The 15,544-nt window shown below is 71.0% G+C and carries 16 protein-coding genes; 3 read left to right on the forward strand and 13 right to left on the reverse strand.

The genetic code is table 11. The annotated features are described in order from the left end of the window. Positions 1–94: 94 nt before the first annotated feature. From ABZ854_RS10795 to ABZ854_RS10805, 3 genes are read right to left on the reverse strand one after another with little or no spacing between them, the layout of a single operon-like run. On the reverse strand, positions 95–1,273 hold the full coding sequence (locus ABZ854_RS10795) for a dipeptidase (RefSeq protein ID WP_129308784.1): 1,179 nt from the start codon (positions 1,271–1,273) through the stop codon (positions 95–97). Between the two features lie 5 nt (positions 1,274–1,278). Then, positions 1,279–1,800: a 5-(carboxyamino)imidazole ribonucleotide mutase gene (gene purE / locus ABZ854_RS10800; protein ID WP_129308783.1), complete on the reverse strand. Its 522-nt coding sequence runs from the start codon at positions 1,798–1,800 to the stop codon at positions 1,279–1,281. After that, entirely contained in the window at positions 1,797–2,936 is a 1,140-nt protein-coding gene (locus tag ABZ854_RS10805) for a 5-(carboxyamino)imidazole ribonucleotide synthase (RefSeq protein ID WP_361207500.1), read from the reverse strand. Before ABZ854_RS10805 ends, purE begins: the two co-directional genes overlap by 4 nt. A gap of 173 nt (positions 2,937–3,109) precedes the next feature. Here ABZ854_RS10805 and ABZ854_RS10810 point away from each other — a divergent pair, with 173 nt between their 5' ends. Next, positions 3,110–3,655 carry a GtrA family protein gene (locus tag ABZ854_RS10810; RefSeq protein WP_361207503.1) on the forward strand — a complete coding sequence of 182 codons (546 nt, stop codon included), beginning with the start codon at positions 3,110–3,112 and terminating at the stop codon, positions 3,653–3,655. A gap of 22 nt (positions 3,656–3,677) precedes the next feature. Here ABZ854_RS10810 and ABZ854_RS10815 read toward each other — a convergent pair whose 3' ends face one another. Together ABZ854_RS10815 and ABZ854_RS10820 are read right to left on the reverse strand one after the other, a co-directional pair. After that, on the reverse strand, positions 3,678–4,952 hold the full coding sequence (locus ABZ854_RS10815) for an ATP-binding protein (protein ID WP_361207506.1): 1,275 nt from the start codon (positions 4,950–4,952) through the stop codon (positions 3,678–3,680). 156 nt (positions 4,953–5,108) lie between these two features. After that, entirely contained in the window at positions 5,109–5,786 is a 678-nt protein-coding gene (locus ABZ854_RS10820) for a response regulator transcription factor (RefSeq protein WP_018566970.1), read from the reverse strand. A 492-nt stretch (positions 5,787–6,278) separates the two neighbouring features. On the opposite strand from ABZ854_RS10820, the gene ABZ854_RS10825 reads away from it, so the two are divergent. Further along, a complete protein-coding gene (locus tag ABZ854_RS10825) occupies positions 6,279–7,784 on the forward strand; it encodes an oligopeptide:H+ symporter (protein ID WP_361207509.1) in 1,506 nt (501 codons plus the stop codon). Between the two features lie 220 nt (positions 7,785–8,004). Here the strand turns inward: ABZ854_RS10825 and ABZ854_RS10830 are convergent, their stop codons facing one another. The 6 genes from ABZ854_RS10830 to ABZ854_RS10855 all read right to left on the reverse strand — a co-directional run bounded on the left by ABZ854_RS10830 (position 8,005) and on the right by ABZ854_RS10855 (position 13,481). Beyond that, the gene (locus tag ABZ854_RS10830; RefSeq protein WP_361207512.1) at positions 8,005–9,291 is read right to left on the reverse strand and encodes a hypothetical protein; all 1,287 of its coding nucleotides are present in this window, start codon (positions 9,289–9,291) and stop codon (positions 8,005–8,007) included. A 2-nt stretch (positions 9,292–9,293) separates the two neighbouring features. Beyond that, on the reverse strand, positions 9,294–10,385 hold the full coding sequence (locus ABZ854_RS10835; RefSeq protein WP_361207515.1) for a hypothetical protein: 1,092 nt from the start codon (positions 10,383–10,385) through the stop codon (positions 9,294–9,296). Continuing rightward, complete coding sequence (locus ABZ854_RS10840) at positions 10,382–11,242, reverse strand: hypothetical protein (protein WP_361207518.1); 861 nt, start codon at positions 11,240–11,242, stop codon at positions 10,382–10,384. The genes ABZ854_RS10835 and ABZ854_RS10840 overlap by 4 nt, the downstream gene beginning before the upstream one ends. Before the next feature lie 29 nt (positions 11,243–11,271). Further along, complete coding sequence (locus ABZ854_RS10845; RefSeq protein WP_361207521.1) at positions 11,272–11,982, reverse strand: LPXTG cell wall anchor domain-containing protein; 711 nt, start codon at positions 11,980–11,982, stop codon at positions 11,272–11,274. A gap of 329 nt (positions 11,983–12,311) precedes the next feature. Further along, complete coding sequence (locus tag ABZ854_RS10850) at positions 12,312–12,890, reverse strand: ATP-binding protein (protein ID WP_361207524.1); 579 nt, start codon at positions 12,888–12,890, stop codon at positions 12,312–12,314. Between the two features lie 213 nt (positions 12,891–13,103). Then, a complete protein-coding gene (locus tag ABZ854_RS10855; protein WP_361207527.1) occupies positions 13,104–13,481 on the reverse strand; it encodes an STAS domain-containing protein in 378 nt (125 codons plus the stop codon). 246 nt (positions 13,482–13,727) lie between these two features. Between ABZ854_RS10855 and ABZ854_RS10860 the strand changes: the two genes are divergently transcribed. Continuing rightward, complete coding sequence (locus tag ABZ854_RS10860) at positions 13,728–14,621, forward strand: RNA polymerase sigma factor SigF (protein ID WP_129312003.1); 894 nt, start codon at positions 13,728–13,730, stop codon at positions 14,619–14,621. Between the two features lie 229 nt (positions 14,622–14,850). Here ABZ854_RS10860 and ABZ854_RS10865 read toward each other — a convergent pair whose 3' ends face one another. After that, positions 14,851–15,264, reverse strand: coding sequence for a hypothetical protein (locus ABZ854_RS10865; RefSeq protein WP_361207530.1), 414 nt, complete (start codon positions 15,262–15,264; stop codon positions 14,851–14,853). Continuing rightward, positions 15,261–15,524: a hypothetical protein gene (locus ABZ854_RS10870; protein ID WP_361207533.1), complete on the reverse strand. Its 264-nt coding sequence runs from the start codon at positions 15,522–15,524 to the stop codon at positions 15,261–15,263. The genes ABZ854_RS10865 and ABZ854_RS10870 overlap by 4 nt, the downstream gene beginning before the upstream one ends. Between the last annotated feature and the right edge of the window lie 20 nt (positions 15,525–15,544).

The following is a 15,544-nucleotide window of genomic DNA, read 5'->3' on the forward strand; positions in this document are numbered from 1 at the left end:
GCGAAGGGGGACTTCCTGGTGAGTGGAGCGTTCGGGGGTACGGCGCCCGGCCCGGCCCGTACCCCCGTAGGCGCCTCGTCGGCGCCCCGTCGGTTCAGCCGTCCAGTGCGTCGATCGTCGCGTTGGACGGGGCGTGCCGCGCCTGGAGGTCGCGGGCGGTGTCCTCGGCGGCGCCCAGGACGCGTACCGCGTTCTGCCAGGTCAGCTTGGCCAGGTCGGGCTTGGACCAGCCGCGGTCCAGCAGTTCGGCGATCAGGTTGGGGTAGCCGGAGACGTCGTTCAGGCCGTCCGGGGTGAACGCGGTGCCGTCGTAGTCGCCGCCGATGCCGAGGTGGTCGATGCCGGCGACCTCGCGCATGTGGTCGAGGTGGTCGGCGACCGTCGCGGTGGTGGCGACCGGGCGCGGGGTGTGCTCCTCGAAGGCGCGGTGGACCTTCATCGCCTCCTCGGTGGTGTCGAGGTGGTGGAAGCCGTGGGCGCGCATGTTCTCGTCGGCGGCGGCCGTCCAGTCGACGGCGGCCTGGAGCACGAACTTCGGCACGAAGGTGACCATGGCGACGCCGCCGTTGGCGGGTAGGCGTTCGAGGACGTCGTCCGGGATGTTGCGGGGGTGGTCGCAGACGGCCCGGGCTGAGGAGTGGGAGAAGATCACCGGCGCGACGGAGGTGTCGAGCGCGTCCCGCATGGTCGTCGCCGCCACGTGGGAGAGGTCGACGAGCATACCGAGCCGGTTCATCTCGCGGACGACCTCGCGGCCGAAGGCCGAGAGGCCGCCGACGTTCGGTTCGTCGGTCGCGGAGTCCGCCCAGGCCACGTTGTCGTTGTGGGTGAGCGTCATGTAGCGCACGCCGAGCCCGTACAACCCGCGGAGCGTACCGAGGGAGCCCGCGATGGAGTGGCCGCCCTCGGCGCCCATGAGCGAGGCGATGCGGCCCTCGGCGCGGGCCGACTCCATGTCGGCGGCCGTGAGCGCGGGGGCCAGGTGCTCGGGGTAGCGGGCGAGCAACTGCCGTACGCAGTCGATCTGTTCCAGGGTGGCGGGGACCGCGTCGGGCAGGTCGGAGCGGACGTACACCGACCAGTACTGCGCGCCGACGCCGCCCTCGCGCAGGCGGGGCAGGTCGGTGTGCAGGTGGGCGCCCTGATCGCCGGCGATGTCGCGGGCGGCGAGGTCGTAGCGGACCTGCTCGCGCAGCGCGTACGGCAGGTCGTTGTGGCCGTCGACGACGGGGAACTCGCGCAGCAGGGCGCGGGCGTCTTCGAGGGAGGTCACGGGCCTCACTTCCCGAAGCCGAAGCCGCCGGCGCCCTCGACCTTGGAGCGCAGCCGCTTGCCCTTCTCGGTGGCCTGGTCGTTCAGCTCCTGCTGGAAGTCCCGCATGCGGTGCAGCAGGTCCTCGTCGTGCGTGGCGAGGATGCGGGCGGCGAGCAGGCCGGCGTTGCGGGCGCCGGCGACGGAGACGGTGGCGACGGGGACACCGGCCGGCATCTGCACGATCGACAGCAGGGAGTCCATGCCGTCGAGGTACTTCAGGGGCACGGGGACGCCGATGACGGGCAGCGGGGTGACGGAGGCGAGCATGCCCGGCAGGTGGGCGGCGCCGCCGGCGCCGGCGATGATCGCCTTCAGTCCGCGGTCGGCCGCGTGCTCGCCGTAGGCGATCATCTCGCGCGGCATGCGGTGTGCGGAGACGACGTCGACCTCGTACGCGATCTCGAACTCGTCGAGCGCCTTGGCGGCGGCCTCCATGACGGGCCAGTCGGAGTCCGACCCCATGACGATGCCAACTAGGGGGCTCATTCGGTGATCGTGCCTCTCAGGTATGCGGCTGCGTGACGGGCGCGTTCCAGCACGTCGTCCAGGTCGTCGCCGTAGGTGTTGACGTGTCCGACCTTGCGGCCCGGCTTCACGTCCTTGCCGTACATGTGGATCTTGAGCTTGGGGTCGCGGGCCATGCAGTGCAAGTACGCGGAGTACATGTCCGGGAAGTCGCCGCCGAGGACGTTCACCATGACGGTCCACTTCGCGCGCGGGCGGGGGTCGCCGAGGGGCAGGTCGAGGACCGCGCGCAGGTGGTTGGCGAACTGCGAGGTGATCGCGCCGTCCATCGACCAGTGGCCGGAGTTGTGCGGGCGCATCGCCAGTTCGTTGACGAGGATGCGGCCGTCGCGGGTCTGGAACAGCTCGACCGCGAGGTGCCCGACGACGCCGAGTTCCTTGGCGATGGTCAGGGCCATCTCCTCGGCGCGCAGGGCAAGATCCTCGTCAAGGCCGGGCGCCGGGGCTATGACCGTGTCGCAGACGCCGGCGACCTGCTGCGATTCGACGACCGGGTAGGCGACGGCCTGGCCGTGCGGGGAGCGGACGACGTTGGCGGCGAGCTCGCGGACGTAGTCGACCTTCTCCTCGGCGAGCACGGGGACGCCCGCGCGGAAGGGATCGGCAGCCTCCTCGACGGAGTCGACGACCCACACGCCCTTGCCGTCGTAGCCGCCGCGCACGGTCTTCAGGACGACGGGGAAGCCCTCGCCCTCCGCCGCGAACGCCGCCACGTCCTCGGGATCGCTCACGATCCGGTGCCGTGGGCACGGCACGCCGATCGCGTCGAGCCGCGCCCGCATCACGCCCTTGTCCTGGGCGTGCACGAGTGCGTCGGGGCCGGGGCGCACGGGGATGCCGTCCGCCTCCAACGCCCGAAGGTGCTCGGTGGGTACATGTTCGTGATCGAAAGTGATCACATCGCACCCGCGCGCAAACTCACGCAGCGTGTCCAGGTCGCGATAGTCGCCGATGACGACATCGCTGACGACCTGCGCCGCGGAATCCTGAGGGGTGTCACTGAGGAGCTTGAACCTGATGCCCAGCGGGATGCCCGACTCGTGTGTCATACGAGCGAGCTGGCCACCGCCGATCATGCCGACTACCGGGAACGTCACACACCCAGGGTATCGGCCGCGCCGACCGGGTCGGTTTTCCGCCCCGGCAACCCCCTCTTACCGGCTTCTTTCCGACCTGTTTCCCTGCTGTGGCCCGGTCCGGGGGCGTCGGCGGTGTCGCCTGGTTAGCATGGCTGGGTTGACGAAACCTACGGACGGGGGCTGTGACAGCCATGGAACATCGTTCCTCGGGGCTGCGACGACTCGTGCGCGAGGTGGCCAAGTTCGGGGCGGTCGGCGGAGCCGGCGTCCTTGTCAATCTCGGCGTCTTCAACCTGGTCCGGCACGTGTCCGACCTGCAGGTGGTGCGCGCCAGCATCATCGCGACCGTCGTCGCGATCGCCTTCAACTACGTCGGTTTCCGCTACTGGACGTACCGGGACGCCGACAAGAGCGGCCGTACCCGGGAACTCACGCTGTTCCTGCTGTTCAGCGCGATCGGCCTGGTGATCGAGAACGGCGTGCTCTACCTGGCGACGTACGGGTTCGGCTGGAACACCCCGCTGCAGAACAACATCTTCAAGTTCGTCGGCATCGGCGTCGCGACCCTGTTCCGCTTCTGGTCGTACCGCTCGTGGGTGTTCCGGGCGATGCCGGCCCGCGAGAGCGCGGCGGAGGGCACGGGACCGGTCGTGCGGCACGAGCCGGAGAAGAAGCCGGGTGAACCGGCGAAGAAGCCCGGTACCGAGCCGGACAAGCCCCGCCAGCGGGTCCCGTAACCCCCGGTGACCCCCGGCACCCTCAGCGCACGGTGGGCGGCTGCTCCTCGTCCGGCTTGCGGGCGGGCGGTGTGCGGGACAGGAACAGGCCGAACACCGGCGGCTGGGCCTGGAGCAGCTCCAGCCGGCCGCCGTCGGCCTCGGCGAGGTCCCGGGCGACGGCGAGGCCGATACCGGTGGAGTTGCGGCCGCTGATGGTCCGCTCGAAGATCCGCGCGCCGAGGTCCGCCGGAACGCCGGGACCCTCGTCGGTGACCTCGACCACGGCCTGGTTGCCGGTGACCCGGGTGCGCAGGGCGACGGTGCCGCCGCCGTGCATCAGGGAGTTCTCGATCAGCGCCGCCAGCACCTGAGCGACCGCGCCCGGTGTGCCGACGGCCTGCAGATGCCGCTTGCCGGAGCTGACGACGGCCCGGCCCGAGCTGCGGTAGGCGGGCCGCCACTCGGCGAGCTGCTGCTGGATGACCTCGTCCAGGTCGAAGGTGACGGCGGAGCCGGTGCGCGGGTCGCGCGCGTTGGTCAGCAGCCGCTCCACGACGTCCGTCAGCCGCTCCACCTGCGTCAGCGCGACGTTCGCCTCCTCCTTCACCGTGTCCGGGTCGTCGGTGAGGGTGATCTCCTCCAGACGCATGGACAGCGCGGTGAGCGGGGTGCGCAACTGGTGGGAGGCGTCGGCGGCCAGCCGTCGCTCGGCGGTCAGCATGCGCCCGATCCGCTCGGCGGAGGAGTCCAGCACATCGGCGACCCGGTCCAGCTCCGGAACGCCGTACCGCTTGTGCCGGGGGCGCGGATCACCGGAGCCGAGGCGTTCGGCGGTCTCGGCGAGGTCGGTCAGCGGGGACGCGAGCCGGTTCGCCTGCCGTACGGCGAGCAGTACGGCCGCGATCACGGCGAGCAGCGCCACCAGCCCGATGATCAGCAGGGTCCGGCCGACCTCACGGGTCACCGCGGAGCGCGGCTCCTGCACCGTGACCGTCTCGCCCTCCTCACCGGCGTGCGTGGCGTGGATGACGTCGCCCTCGGGCTTCGTACCGATCGTGATCGTCCGCTGCCCGGGGACCCGCACGATCGCGTACTGGTCCTTGCTGACCGGGTTGCGCAGCATGTCCTCGGTGACGGTGTCCCCGGCGAGCACCCGGCTGTCCACGATGCTGGACAGCCGCACCGCCTCCGAGTCCACCCGCTCCTGCGCACTGTTGCTGATCGTCCGCGTCTCGACGATCACCAGGGAAACCCCGAACACGGCGATCACCACGAGCACGACAGCAAGAGTGGACTGAATAAGACGACGACGCACAGGGGCCCTCCGGGGCGGGTGGCTATGTGACTACCAGTGTGCCAACCCCCTCAGGGGCGCGGGGAACTGCGCGACCAGCCACAACGTGCCCGCAGCCGCGCACTCACAGCGGCCCCGCGGCGCAACCGCGAAGTCGGCCGAGCTCAGCCGCGGCGCTCAGCTCTTCTCGAACCGGAACCCGACCCCACGCACCGTGGCGATGTACCGCGGGTTGGCCGCATCGTCACCGAGCTTCTTCCGCAGCCAGGAAATATGCATGTCCAGCGTCTTGGTCGACGACCACCAGGTCGTGTCCCACACCTCCCGCATCAACTGGTCCCGCGTGACCACCCGCCCGGCGTCCCGCACCAGCACCCGCAGCAGATCGAACTCCTTCGCGGTCAGCTGGAGTTCCTCGTCCCCCATCCACGCCCGGTGCGACTCCACGTCGATCCGCACACCGTGCGTGGCCGGCGGCTGCTGCGGCTCCGCCGCCCCGCGCCGCAGCAGGGCCCGTACCCGGGCGAGCAGTTCGGCGAGCCGGAACGGCTTGGTGACGTAGTCGTCGGCGCCCGCGTCCAGGCCGACGACGGTGTCCACCTCGTCGGCCCGCGCGGTCAGGATGAGGATCGGCACGGTGTGGCCCTCGGCGCGCAGCCGGCGGGCGACCTCCAGACCGTCCATGCCGGGCAGCCCGAGGTCCAGCACGACCAGGTCGACGCCGCCCTGCATTCCGGCGTCGAGCGCGGTGGGTCCGTCCTCGCGCACCTCGACCTCGTAACCTTCCCGGCGCAGGGCGCGGGCCAGCGGCTCCGAGATGGACGCGTCGTCCTCGGCGAGCAGTACACGGGTCATGCAGTGATGGTAGACCGCCCGCGCATCGGGCCGTGGTGTGATCGACCGCCGGGATTCTTACCTTCGCTCACAGGTGTACGAACCTCTGGCCTGGGGATGCGATCGTAGGGGGGACCTTCGAAACCGGTCGCGCGGTTCCCTCGACACCTGTGATCCGCGTCTCAAGTCCTTCCATATCCGGCAGTGTCCTGCCGTATGGTGACCGGAACGCCTGTAGTACACCGGGGACCTTTGGCAAGCAGATGACGCTGAGGGTCTGTTTTGTGTGCGGGCCGGTCGCCTCGACCGGCCTTGAAAGGAATGACCTCTGGCCGGGCCCCGGACGCGAACAAAGCGTCGGGGCGTGGATCCCGGTGGTCGCCGTCCACCGCTCCGTGATCCGGGGCGGACTCCCCTCGGGCGTGGGGGCGGACGACCGACCTGCCGGTGCCGGCCACTCCCCCCACGGGCGCGCAACGCTCCAGCGCGCGTCCCGACCAGCAAGGAACGACCATGGCGTCCAGCCTGACGAAGGACTCGGTCCGTCCGGGCACCCCCGGTTCCGAGAAGACCTTCTTCGGCCACCCCCGCGGACTGGCCACACTGTTCATGACCGAGATGTGGGAGCGTTTCTCCTACTACGGCATGAGGGCCCTGCTCCCGCTGTACCTGGTGGCCCCTGGTGGCCTGCACCTGAGCGCGGGCACGGCGACCGCGATCTACTCGGTGTACGTGTCGCTCGTGTACCTGCTCGCCCTTCCCGGCGGCTGGGTCGCGGACCGTCTCCTCGGCCCCCGCAAGACGGTGGCCGTCTCCGGTCTGATCATCATGATCGGCCACCTGTGCCTGGCGCTGCCCGCGGCTCCGAGCTTCTTCGTCGGCCTCGGCCTCGTGGCCATCGGCTCCGGTCTGCTGAAGGCCAACATCTCCACGATGGTCGGCCACCTCTACCGCGGTCCCGAGGACCCGCGCCGCGACGGTGGCTTCACCCTCTTCTACATCGGCATCAACGTGGGCGCGTTCGCCGCTCCGCTGGTCATCGGCACCGTCGGTGAGAACGTCAACTGGCACTTCGGCTTCGCGCTGGCCGCGGTCGGCATGGGCCTGGGCCTCGCCCAGTACCTGCTCGGCAGCCGCCACCTGAGCGCGCAGAGCGACGTCGTCCCCACCCCGATGTCCGCCGAGGAGAAGTCCGCCACCCTGCGCAAGGGCCTGATCTGGCTGGCCGTCGCCGCGGTGTTCTACGGCATTGTCGGTTTCTCCGGTCACTTCACGCTGAACTGGGCGCTGATCCCGCTCACCCTGATCGGTCTGATCGTGCCGATCCTGGTCATCGCCCGCATCCGCCGGGACAAGGACCTGGACCCGGCCGAGCGCACGAAGGTGTCGGCGTACGTCTGGTTCTTCGTGGCCGCCGCCGTCTTCTGGATGATCTACGACCAGGGTGGTTCGACCCTGTCGCTGTTCGCCGAGAGCTCGGCCCACAACTCGGTGTTCGGCTGGGGCTTCCCGGTCTCCTGGTACCAGTCGGTCAACCCGGTCATGATCATGGCGCTGGCGCCGGTGTTCGCCTGGGCGTGGCTGTGGCTGAACAAGCGCGGCAAGGAGCCGAGCACGATCGTGAAGTTCTCTTCCGGTCTCGTGCTGGTCGGTGCCTCGTTCTTCCTGTTCCTCGCCCCGCTGTCGATCGCCGAGGGCGGTCACAAGGCCGCCGCGCTGTGGCTGGTCGCGGTCTACTTCGTCCAGACGGTCGGTGAGCTGACGCTGTCGCCGGTGGGTCTGTCGGTCACGACGAAGATGGCGCCGAAGAAGTACGCCTCGCAGATGATGGGCGTCTGGTTCCTCGCGGTCACCGCGGGCGACTCGATCACCGCGCTGCTGTCCAACCCGGCCGTCGGCGGGGTCAACCTGGACAGGATGGGCTTCGTCGCCCTGGAGGCGGTCCTCGCGGTCGTCGCCGGCTGCGCGGTCTGGATGTACCGCAACAAGGTGAAGTCGATGATGGGCAGCGTCAACTAAGCGCTGGCCGCTGGGCTTGGCCGTGGAGGGTCACCGCATCCGATTCCGGGTGCGGTGACCCTCCGGGCGTTTGGGGGGGTCGGTGAGTTCGGCACCTCCCCCACTGCCTTAAGGGCGTGGGGGCCCCAGCTGCTGCCTCCTGGTTGCTCGCCGTCGCGGCGGATTTCTTGTGACCGGGGATCAAGAGCAGGCCGGTGTCGCCGACTGGTGCGTGCGCGGCTCAGCGGGTCCTTCGGTTCGGCATGAACGTGAAGACCGCTGCTCCCAGGAGGATCGCCGTGCCGGCGATCAGGCCGAGGGCCTTCAGGGGGCCGTGGGTGGTGGAGCCGGTGTCGGCGAGGCCGCCGGAGTCGCCGGTGGTGCCGCCCGCCGCCGTGCCTCCGGAGGAGGACGTGCCGCCCGCCGTACCACCCGGCTGGCCGGTGGTGTCGAGGGTGAGGGAGACCTCCGACTTGGCCGGGGTGCAGGTGGTGGTCGTACCGAGGGCCTTGATGGTCAGGACGCCCGGTGCCAGGGTCGAGGTACCGCTCGCACCGGGCTTGTAGGTGCCGGTGAGGTCGGGGATCTCGATCGGGGTGCCCGACTTGACGGGCTGGGCGTTGGTCGGCCCCTCCACGTGCACCGTGCCCTTGTCGGCGCCGCCGACGACCACCTCCATGGACGGCTTCACGGAGTCCTTGGGGATGTCGACGGGACTGTCCATCACGGACTTCTTGAACTGCACGGTGAGGTCGTAACTCCCGCCGTTCTTTCTGGCGTTGATCTGCACCGGCGAGGTCGCGCTCTTGTCACCGATGGGGGTCTTGCAGGCGTACGGCACCTGCACCTCCTTGCCGGTGAAGACGGTCTGCCCGCTGCCGCCGGACGCGCTCGTGCTGGGCGCGGGTGAGGTGGAGGCCGATGTGGAGGGGCTCGGTGAGGGCGAGGGACTCGGGCTCGGACTCGGCGAACCGCCGCCGCCCGCCGTCACCTGGATCGTCGCCGCCTTCTGGACGGTCTCCTTCGGCGTGCACTTGGTGTTCGTCGACATCGCGTTGACCGTGTACGCGTCCGGCGTCAGCGTCACCTCCCCCGGCGCCGTCAGCTTCAGCGTGCCCTTCATGTCGGACAGCACCATGGGGGCGCCCTTGGGGATCGGCGGGTTCTGCCGGGGCCCTTGCAGGTCGATGTCACCGGTCTGCGCGCCGGCCGCCTTCAGCACCCCGGACGGCTGGACCGAGTTGGCGGGCAGGTCGATGATGTCCGGGTTCTTCGAGGCGGCCTGGACGAACTTCCACACGATGTCCACGGTGTCGCCCACCTTCGCGGTGGCCGGCGCGGTGATCGCGACCTCGGTGGTGCCGTCGACGGGGCTGATGCCGGCGGGCGGCACGCAGTGGGTGGCGAACGACACCTGGGCGGCCTGTGCGGGCGCTGCCGCCAGGCCCAGCAGGATGCCCGCCGAGCCGAGGAGCAGGGCGGTGCCCGCGGCTCCCGTGCGGCGGGCCGGGGTGACTCTCCTTCGCATGCTCACGTGGGTCCCTTCGGGGTGGGAGTCGTCGGACTCGTGGGGCTGTCGTCGTGCGGTGCGGAGAGCCGCCCGGCCGGGCCGCCCGGAGCGGAGTCCGGGGTGAACCACGGCAGGTTCGACGTCGGTGGGGTGGTCGCCTCCGGGGCCGTACGCCGAAACCGGCCCGGCAGTGGCGAGGCGGGGCGGGGCAGCCCGCGATGGCGGACACCGCCCGGGCGGCGCGGCCGTACGCGGTCGACGACGGCCATCCCCGCGCGGAAGACCGCGGCCGGGACGACCAGGCAGAGCAGGATCCAGAACAGCGTCACGCCCCAGGGCCGGCCCACGCCCCAGGGCTGCTCGGCGAGAACCCTGCCGTCGTACTTCAGGGAGACGGTGTAGTCGCCGTGTGCCCCGGCTGACAGCTCGACCGGCAGCCTGACCTGCGCCTTCCTGCCGGGTCCGAGGGTGCCGTGCCACTGCTGGTCGTCCCATTCGGGGGCGAAGACGCCGTGCGCGGTGCCGACCTGGAAGACGGGGTCCTTGATGCTGCCGGTGCCGGTGTTGCCGACGGTGAACACGAGGGTGCGGGACGGCGGCGCCCCGAACCAGGTCAGCAGGCCACTCGAACCGGCGAGCCGGGTGTCGGAGATGACCGACAGCCGGCCGCCGGCGGGGGCGGAGGGCAGCGGGGCGACGGGGTGCCCGGCGACGTCGAGGACGGCGTCCGCCTCCGCCCTGGCGCCGGTCACCGTGGCCACGTGCACCACGCAGGGACAGGGCACGGGCGGCTCGGCGACCGGCAGCTTCCTGGTGAAGCCGCCGTGGCCGTCGGTGGTCACGGCCCGGCCGTCGCCGTTGGCGCAGGAGTTGGTGCCGCCGATCACGCCCCGGGCCGGAGTGGCGCGCCCGCAGACCAGCAGCATCAGCAGTGTGTGCGCCCGCCATCCGCTGCCGTTGACGGTGACCGAACCACCGGTGCCCGCCTGGGAGGTGGAGAGCTGCACGGCGGGCTTGCCGTCCGCCGCGCTCGCCGTGCCCGCACCCAGGCAGGGCAGGAGAAGCAGCGCGAGCACCGCCATAAGCGCCGGGATCCGCAGCTTGCGCGTCACGTCACCGCTCCCGTCAACTCCGCCCGTTCAGCCGTTCGTTCAGTGGTGCGGGGCCCGCGCAGGCGCCACAGTCCGACGGCCAGCACGGCCGCCACCGCGCCGGCCGAGCCCAGCACACGCCAGGGCACGAAGGTGACCGACGTGCCCGCTGTGTGGTGGGCTCCGCCGGCCGCCGTGACCGTCAGCGTCACGTCGACCGCGTCCAGCGCCGGCCGGCCGGGCCACGGTTCGCTGAGGGCGAGCCTGCGGCCGGGGGCGAGGTGGACGGGCAGCGTGCGCGCGGGACGGTCCAGGACCGGGCCGAACAGGCCGTCGGCGCGTACCGCGAGTTTCGGGACGAGGACGGTCGTACCGCGGTTGACCAGCTCGTAGGTGATGCGGTCGCCGTGCACGGCGACGTGCTCGACGGTCAGCGCGGACAGCGCCGGACCGCCGACGCGAAGCCGTAGCCGTACCGTCGCCGTACGCCCGTGCGCGTCCCGGGCGGAGAGCGTGCCCGAGCGGTCACCGGGCGCCGCACCCGTCGGCACGGTCACCGCGAACGGCACGTCCGCGCGGGTCCGGGCGGGCACCGTCAGCCGCGTCCGCGTGAACCTGACCGGCACACCGCTGCCCGACAGCCGTACGGTGAGCGGCTCGTGGGCCCGGTTGGTCACGGACAGCGTGTCCTGGAGGACCGTGCCGGGGGCGCCCTCGGCGTAGAAGGTGGGGCGTCCGGTGCCGGCGGGTGCGAGGGACCAGCCCGGCGCGGCGGCGGCCGCCGGGGCGGCGGAGGCCAGCAGGACCAGGAGCGGGAGCAGGAGCGGGGACAGGGCGAGCGCGAGGGCACCGGGGGCGCGGGCGGAGGCGGACGGCATCGGCGGCTCCAGCGGTCGTCGGCTGCGGGTCAGCGGCGTACGGGCTGGTTCCGCCGGGTCAGCCACAGCGCACCGGCGGCTCCCGCGAGCAGGACGGTGCCGCCGAGGGTGCCGAGGGCGATGGTGGAGTCCTCGGGGCCGGTCTGCGGGAGCTGCCCGCCGTCGGTCCGGCCCGAAGAACCGGAGGAGTTGGAGGAGGATTGCGAGTTGCCGTTGGCGGAGCCGCCGCCGGCAGCCGTCACGTCCAGGGTCAGGGCCGGCGCGGGGCTGTTGGCCGGAGTGCAGGTCGTCGTCGTACCGAGCGCCTTGATGGTGAGCGTGGCAGGCGTGAAGGTGACCTTGCCGGTCCTCTTCGGCGTGTAGGTGCCGCTCAAGTCGCTGATCTTGATAGGGGTGTTGGCGGGAATCGCGGCCGAGTTGGCGGGCCCGCTGACGGCAAGGGTGCCGCTGTCGGCGCCGCCGAGCCTGATGGTGGCGCTCGGCTTCATCGCACCCTTGCCCAGCTCGACGGGGCTGGAGGAGACGCCCTTCTGCCAGGACATGGTGATCGTGTAGCCCGTACCGCTCCTGACACCCTTGATGTCGATCGGCGAGACGGCGCTCTTGGCCCCGATCGGCGTTTTGCACTGGTAGTTGACGTCGACGACGGAGGCGTGCGCGGCCGGCGCGGCCAGCAACAGCACCGGACCGGCCAGTGTCGCGGCGGACACGAGCGCGGCGGTTCGCTTCGGGTACGACACGGTCGGTCCACCCCATTCATTCCTGACGGCACATCAGATTCGGCCGTCAAGGTACGCCGGGGCCCATGAGGAAGGAAGACACGTCACACACGAGAGTTGTGGAACTCTGTGGAGACTCGGTGCCGTCCCGTACCCCGAAGGGGCGCGGGGCTGTGTCGACATGCGGCTCCGCCGCCTGGGCGCGACAAGCCCCCACCGGTCCGGGGCCTACAACGCACCCGACCGTCCCTAGGGCCTGTCCGGCGGATCTTCGTGGCTTGGGTGATTCGAGCATGCGGCGAGAGGGCGTGCCAGGCGTCGCGGGCCCACGAAGATCCGCCGGACAGGTCCTAGGCGGGAGCCCCCAGCTCCGCCCACACCGTCTTCCCCGACTGCCCCGGCGTCCGCAGGACACCCCAGTCGAGACAGAGCCGCTGAACGATGAACATGCCGTGGCCGCCGGGCCGCCCCGCGCGGTGCGGGGTGCGGGGTGCGGGCCGGCCGGTACCCCGGTCGGACACCTCCACCCGGATGACCTTATTGTCCTGGGCGAGGAACAGCTCCTCGGGCCCCTCGGCATGCAGACACGCGTTGGTGACCAGCTCGGACACGACGAGCAGCACGTCCTCCGCGGCGGCCCGCTGGTCCGCGGAGGCGGCCGGCAGCCAGCCCCACGCGTACAGCGCCTGGCGGGCGAAGTCGCGGGCCATGGGAACGACCCCGCTCTCCCCGTCGAGCCGCAGCCGGCGGATCTGCCGCCCCCGGACGGCCTGCGCACCCTCGGACGGCGCGGTCGGCGCGCCAGGCACGGACGGCGCGGCTGCCCCCGTGGACGCGCCGTCGCCCGGCGCACCCCCCTCGGACGCCCCGGAAGCGCCGCTCGGCTCCGGGCCGCGGTCGCCCGGCGAGTAAGGCCGGGTGGTGCTCATCAGCGCTTCACCTCACCGATTCACCGATTCACCAGTTCACGATTCACATCAGTTTCCGTCGGTACCCGAGCGCGTCCCGGCCGGGTGTCCGACGTGTTTCAGGATCTCTCCTGCCCGACCGATCCCGCGGAACACCCCCCATGTTCCGGCGGGGCCGGAGCGGCGCGCGGAGGCGTCCGCCGGGGAGGTCACCCGGAGCGGGCGGGCGCGGTCTCAGCCGGTCTCGTCGGCCAGGGCCGCCTCGACGGAGTCGTGGACGGTGAAGACCGCCTCCGCCCCCGTGATCTCGAACACGCGGGCCACCACGGGGAGCATCCCTGCCAGGTGCACCCCGCCTCCCGCGGCATCCGCCTTCAGCCGGGCCCCCAGGAGGACGTTCAGCCCCGTGGAGTCGCAGAACTCCAGGCGCGAGCAGTCCACCACCAGCCGGGAGAATCCCTTGGCCAGGAGGTCGTCGAGCGGCTCGCGCAGGAGATCGGCGGTGTGGTGATCGAGCTCACCTGCCGGTGTCACAACGGCGCTGGAACCCTCTTCCCGTACCTCCACCAGAAGCCGGCCAGACTGTGCGCTGCCGACCGTCCCGTGGTCCATGCCGTCTCTCTCTCCCGAGGCCGTGGCTGTCGATGCCCTCGAACATTACGCCTTCGATCCGCACTCCGACACCCGAACAACCTCTCACAATCGGACATAACGCCACGTAACGCACTTGCAACACGCTGGTGGAGCCGATAGGGCTAGTAGGAACACCTTCCGCTACACGCCGGCTTTGGAGGCGCCGCACACCGCAGTGCACGTACTGGCTTCGGCAGCCATATGCCGAGAACGATGGAGGACACCATGTCACCCCGGCTCGACGCATCGCATACCCATACGGCGACGTCGACACCCCCACCGGAACAGCTGGATCCCATCCATTCCCTCGACCCCTTCGAGGGCCTCCCGGAGATCCCCCCGTACGACGAGATCGGCCCGGTGGACGCGAGGGCCCTGTCCAAGACCCTCTTCGAGCGGCTCGAATCGCTGGAGGAGGGGACGCACGAGTACTCGTACGTCCGCAACACGCTCGTCGAGCTGAACCTCGCGCTCGTCAAGTTCGCCGCCTCCCGCTTCCGCTCCCGCAGCGAGCCGATGGAGGACATCATCCAGGTCGGCACCATCGGCCTGATCAAGGCGATCGACCGCTTCGAACTCGCCCGGGGTGTGGAATTCCCCACCTTCGCGATGCCGACCATCATCGGCGAGATCAAGCGCTTCTTCCGCGACACGTCGTGGTCCGTGCGCGTACCGCGCCGGCTGCAGGAGCTGCGGCTCGACCTGGCCAAGGCCGGCGACGAGCTGGCCCAGCAGCTGGACCGCGCGCCCACGGTGGCGGAACTGGCCGAGCGCCTCGGCATCTCCAACGACGAGGTCGTCGAGGGCATGGCCGCCTCGAACGCCTACACCGCCTCCTCCCTGGACGCCCAGCCCGAGGAGGACGAGACCGAGGGCGCGCTCGCGGACCGCATCGGGTACGAGGACCACGGGCTGGAGGGCATCGAGTACGTCGAGTCGCTCAAGCCGCTGATCGCCGGGCTGCCGGCCCGGGACCGGAAGATCCTCTCGCTGCGGTTCGTCGGGGGCATGACCCAGTCGGAGATCGGCGAGGAACTCGGCATCTCACAGATGCACGTGTCCCGACTGCTGTCGCGCACCCTGGTACGGCTGCGCAGGGGTCTGACCCTGGAGGAGTGACCGCCGGCCGCCCGAGCGGCCACGTCCTCCCACCGAAGCGGTCCGGCGTCACGACGCCGGACCGCTTCGGTGTTCGGGCAGAGGTCTCCGGCTGCTGGGTACCCGCCGTCCCAACCGTCATGCGGTTACCCCGGGAGAAACGTCTTTCCCTGCCCTCGTCGCTGCCCCACCATGGGCGACCGCCGTGGCGGACAGTAGCTTCTAAAAGGGCGAGGCGACTCGGGGGCGCTTACGACGCCTCCCGCCGACTCGGGGCGTGCTCGGCGTGCGTCAGGGGCTTGCCGATGTCGAGGGCCCACACGCCGGTGCCGTCGTAGGCCTCGGGCGTCGCGGTCAGCACCTGTCCTTCGGCAGCGTCCGAGACCGCAGCGTAGACGGCGTGTCCGAAGGGCCAGTCCAAGCCGCTGGAGATCACCGCCTCGACCCCCGCCGCACCGGCGAAGTCGAGCGGCAGGAACTCCAGGCCGGGCAGCGCGCCGAGATGCGCCGCCACGCCGGGCAGTTCCAGGCTCGCGGCGACCAGACACAGAGCGGGGACGTGCGGCTTCTGAGCGGGGTCGTCGACCTCCACCACGGCCAGGCCCGAGAGCAGCCGGTGGCCACGGCAGAGCGCGAGCACCGCCGTGTGATCCAGGATGATCACCTGCGGCCCCCCACCTGTCGTGCGGCGATCGCCGCACGCCACTCCTGCGCCTCACGCACGTCGTCGTCGGTGAGATCCGCTCGCAGGTGAGCCCGGACGTACGCGACGGCCCGGGCGGTGCGCTCGGCACGCTCGGCCTCCGTGGGGGTCGAGGCGACCACACGCTCGACATACGCCCGGGTACTCAGACCACGCTCCTCGGCCAGCGTGCGGAGGCGGTCCCTTACCGATTCGCTGATCTTGATCGTGGTGTCGGCCATGGGGTGAATACCTCGGGGTC

This window comes from Streptomyces sp. NPDC047028 (genome assembly GCF_040644095.1).
In the GTDB taxonomy this organism is placed as follows: Bacteria; Actinomycetota; Actinomycetes; order Streptomycetales; family Streptomycetaceae; genus Streptomyces.

Excerpts from the sequence above, each read along its gene's own strand:
- ABZ854_RS10860 (WP_129312003.1), top strand. The coding sequence starts at position 13,728 with ATGTCACCCCGGCTCGACGCATCGCATACCCATACGGCGACGTCGACA.
- ABZ854_RS10850 (WP_361207524.1), bottom strand. The coding sequence starts at position 12,890 with ATGAGCACCACCCGGCCTTACTCGCCGGGCGACCGCGGCCCGGAGCCG.
- ABZ854_RS10830 (WP_361207512.1), bottom strand. The coding sequence starts at position 9,291 with ATGCGAAGGAGAGTCACCCCGGCCCGCCGCACGGGAGCCGCGGGCACC.
- purE (WP_129308783.1), bottom strand. The coding sequence starts at position 1,800 with ATGAGCCCCCTAGTTGGCATCGTCATGGGGTCGGACTCCGACTGGCCC.
- ABZ854_RS10825 (WP_361207509.1), top strand. The coding sequence starts at position 6,279 with ATGGCGTCCAGCCTGACGAAGGACTCGGTCCGTCCGGGCACCCCCGGT.
- ABZ854_RS10855 (WP_361207527.1), bottom strand. The coding sequence starts at position 13,481 with ATGGACCACGGGACGGTCGGCAGCGCACAGTCTGGCCGGCTTCTGGTG.
- ABZ854_RS10840 (WP_361207518.1), bottom strand. The coding sequence starts at position 11,242 with ATGCCGTCCGCCTCCGCCCGCGCCCCCGGTGCCCTCGCGCTCGCCCTG.
- ABZ854_RS10820 (WP_018566970.1), bottom strand. The coding sequence starts at position 5,786 with ATGACCCGTGTACTGCTCGCCGAGGACGACGCGTCCATCTCGGAGCCG.
- ABZ854_RS10810 (WP_361207503.1), top strand. The coding sequence starts at position 3,110 with ATGGAACATCGTTCCTCGGGGCTGCGACGACTCGTGCGCGAGGTGGCC.
- ABZ854_RS10870 (WP_361207533.1), bottom strand. The coding sequence starts at position 15,524 with ATGGCCGACACCACGATCAAGATCAGCGAATCGGTAAGGGACCGCCTC.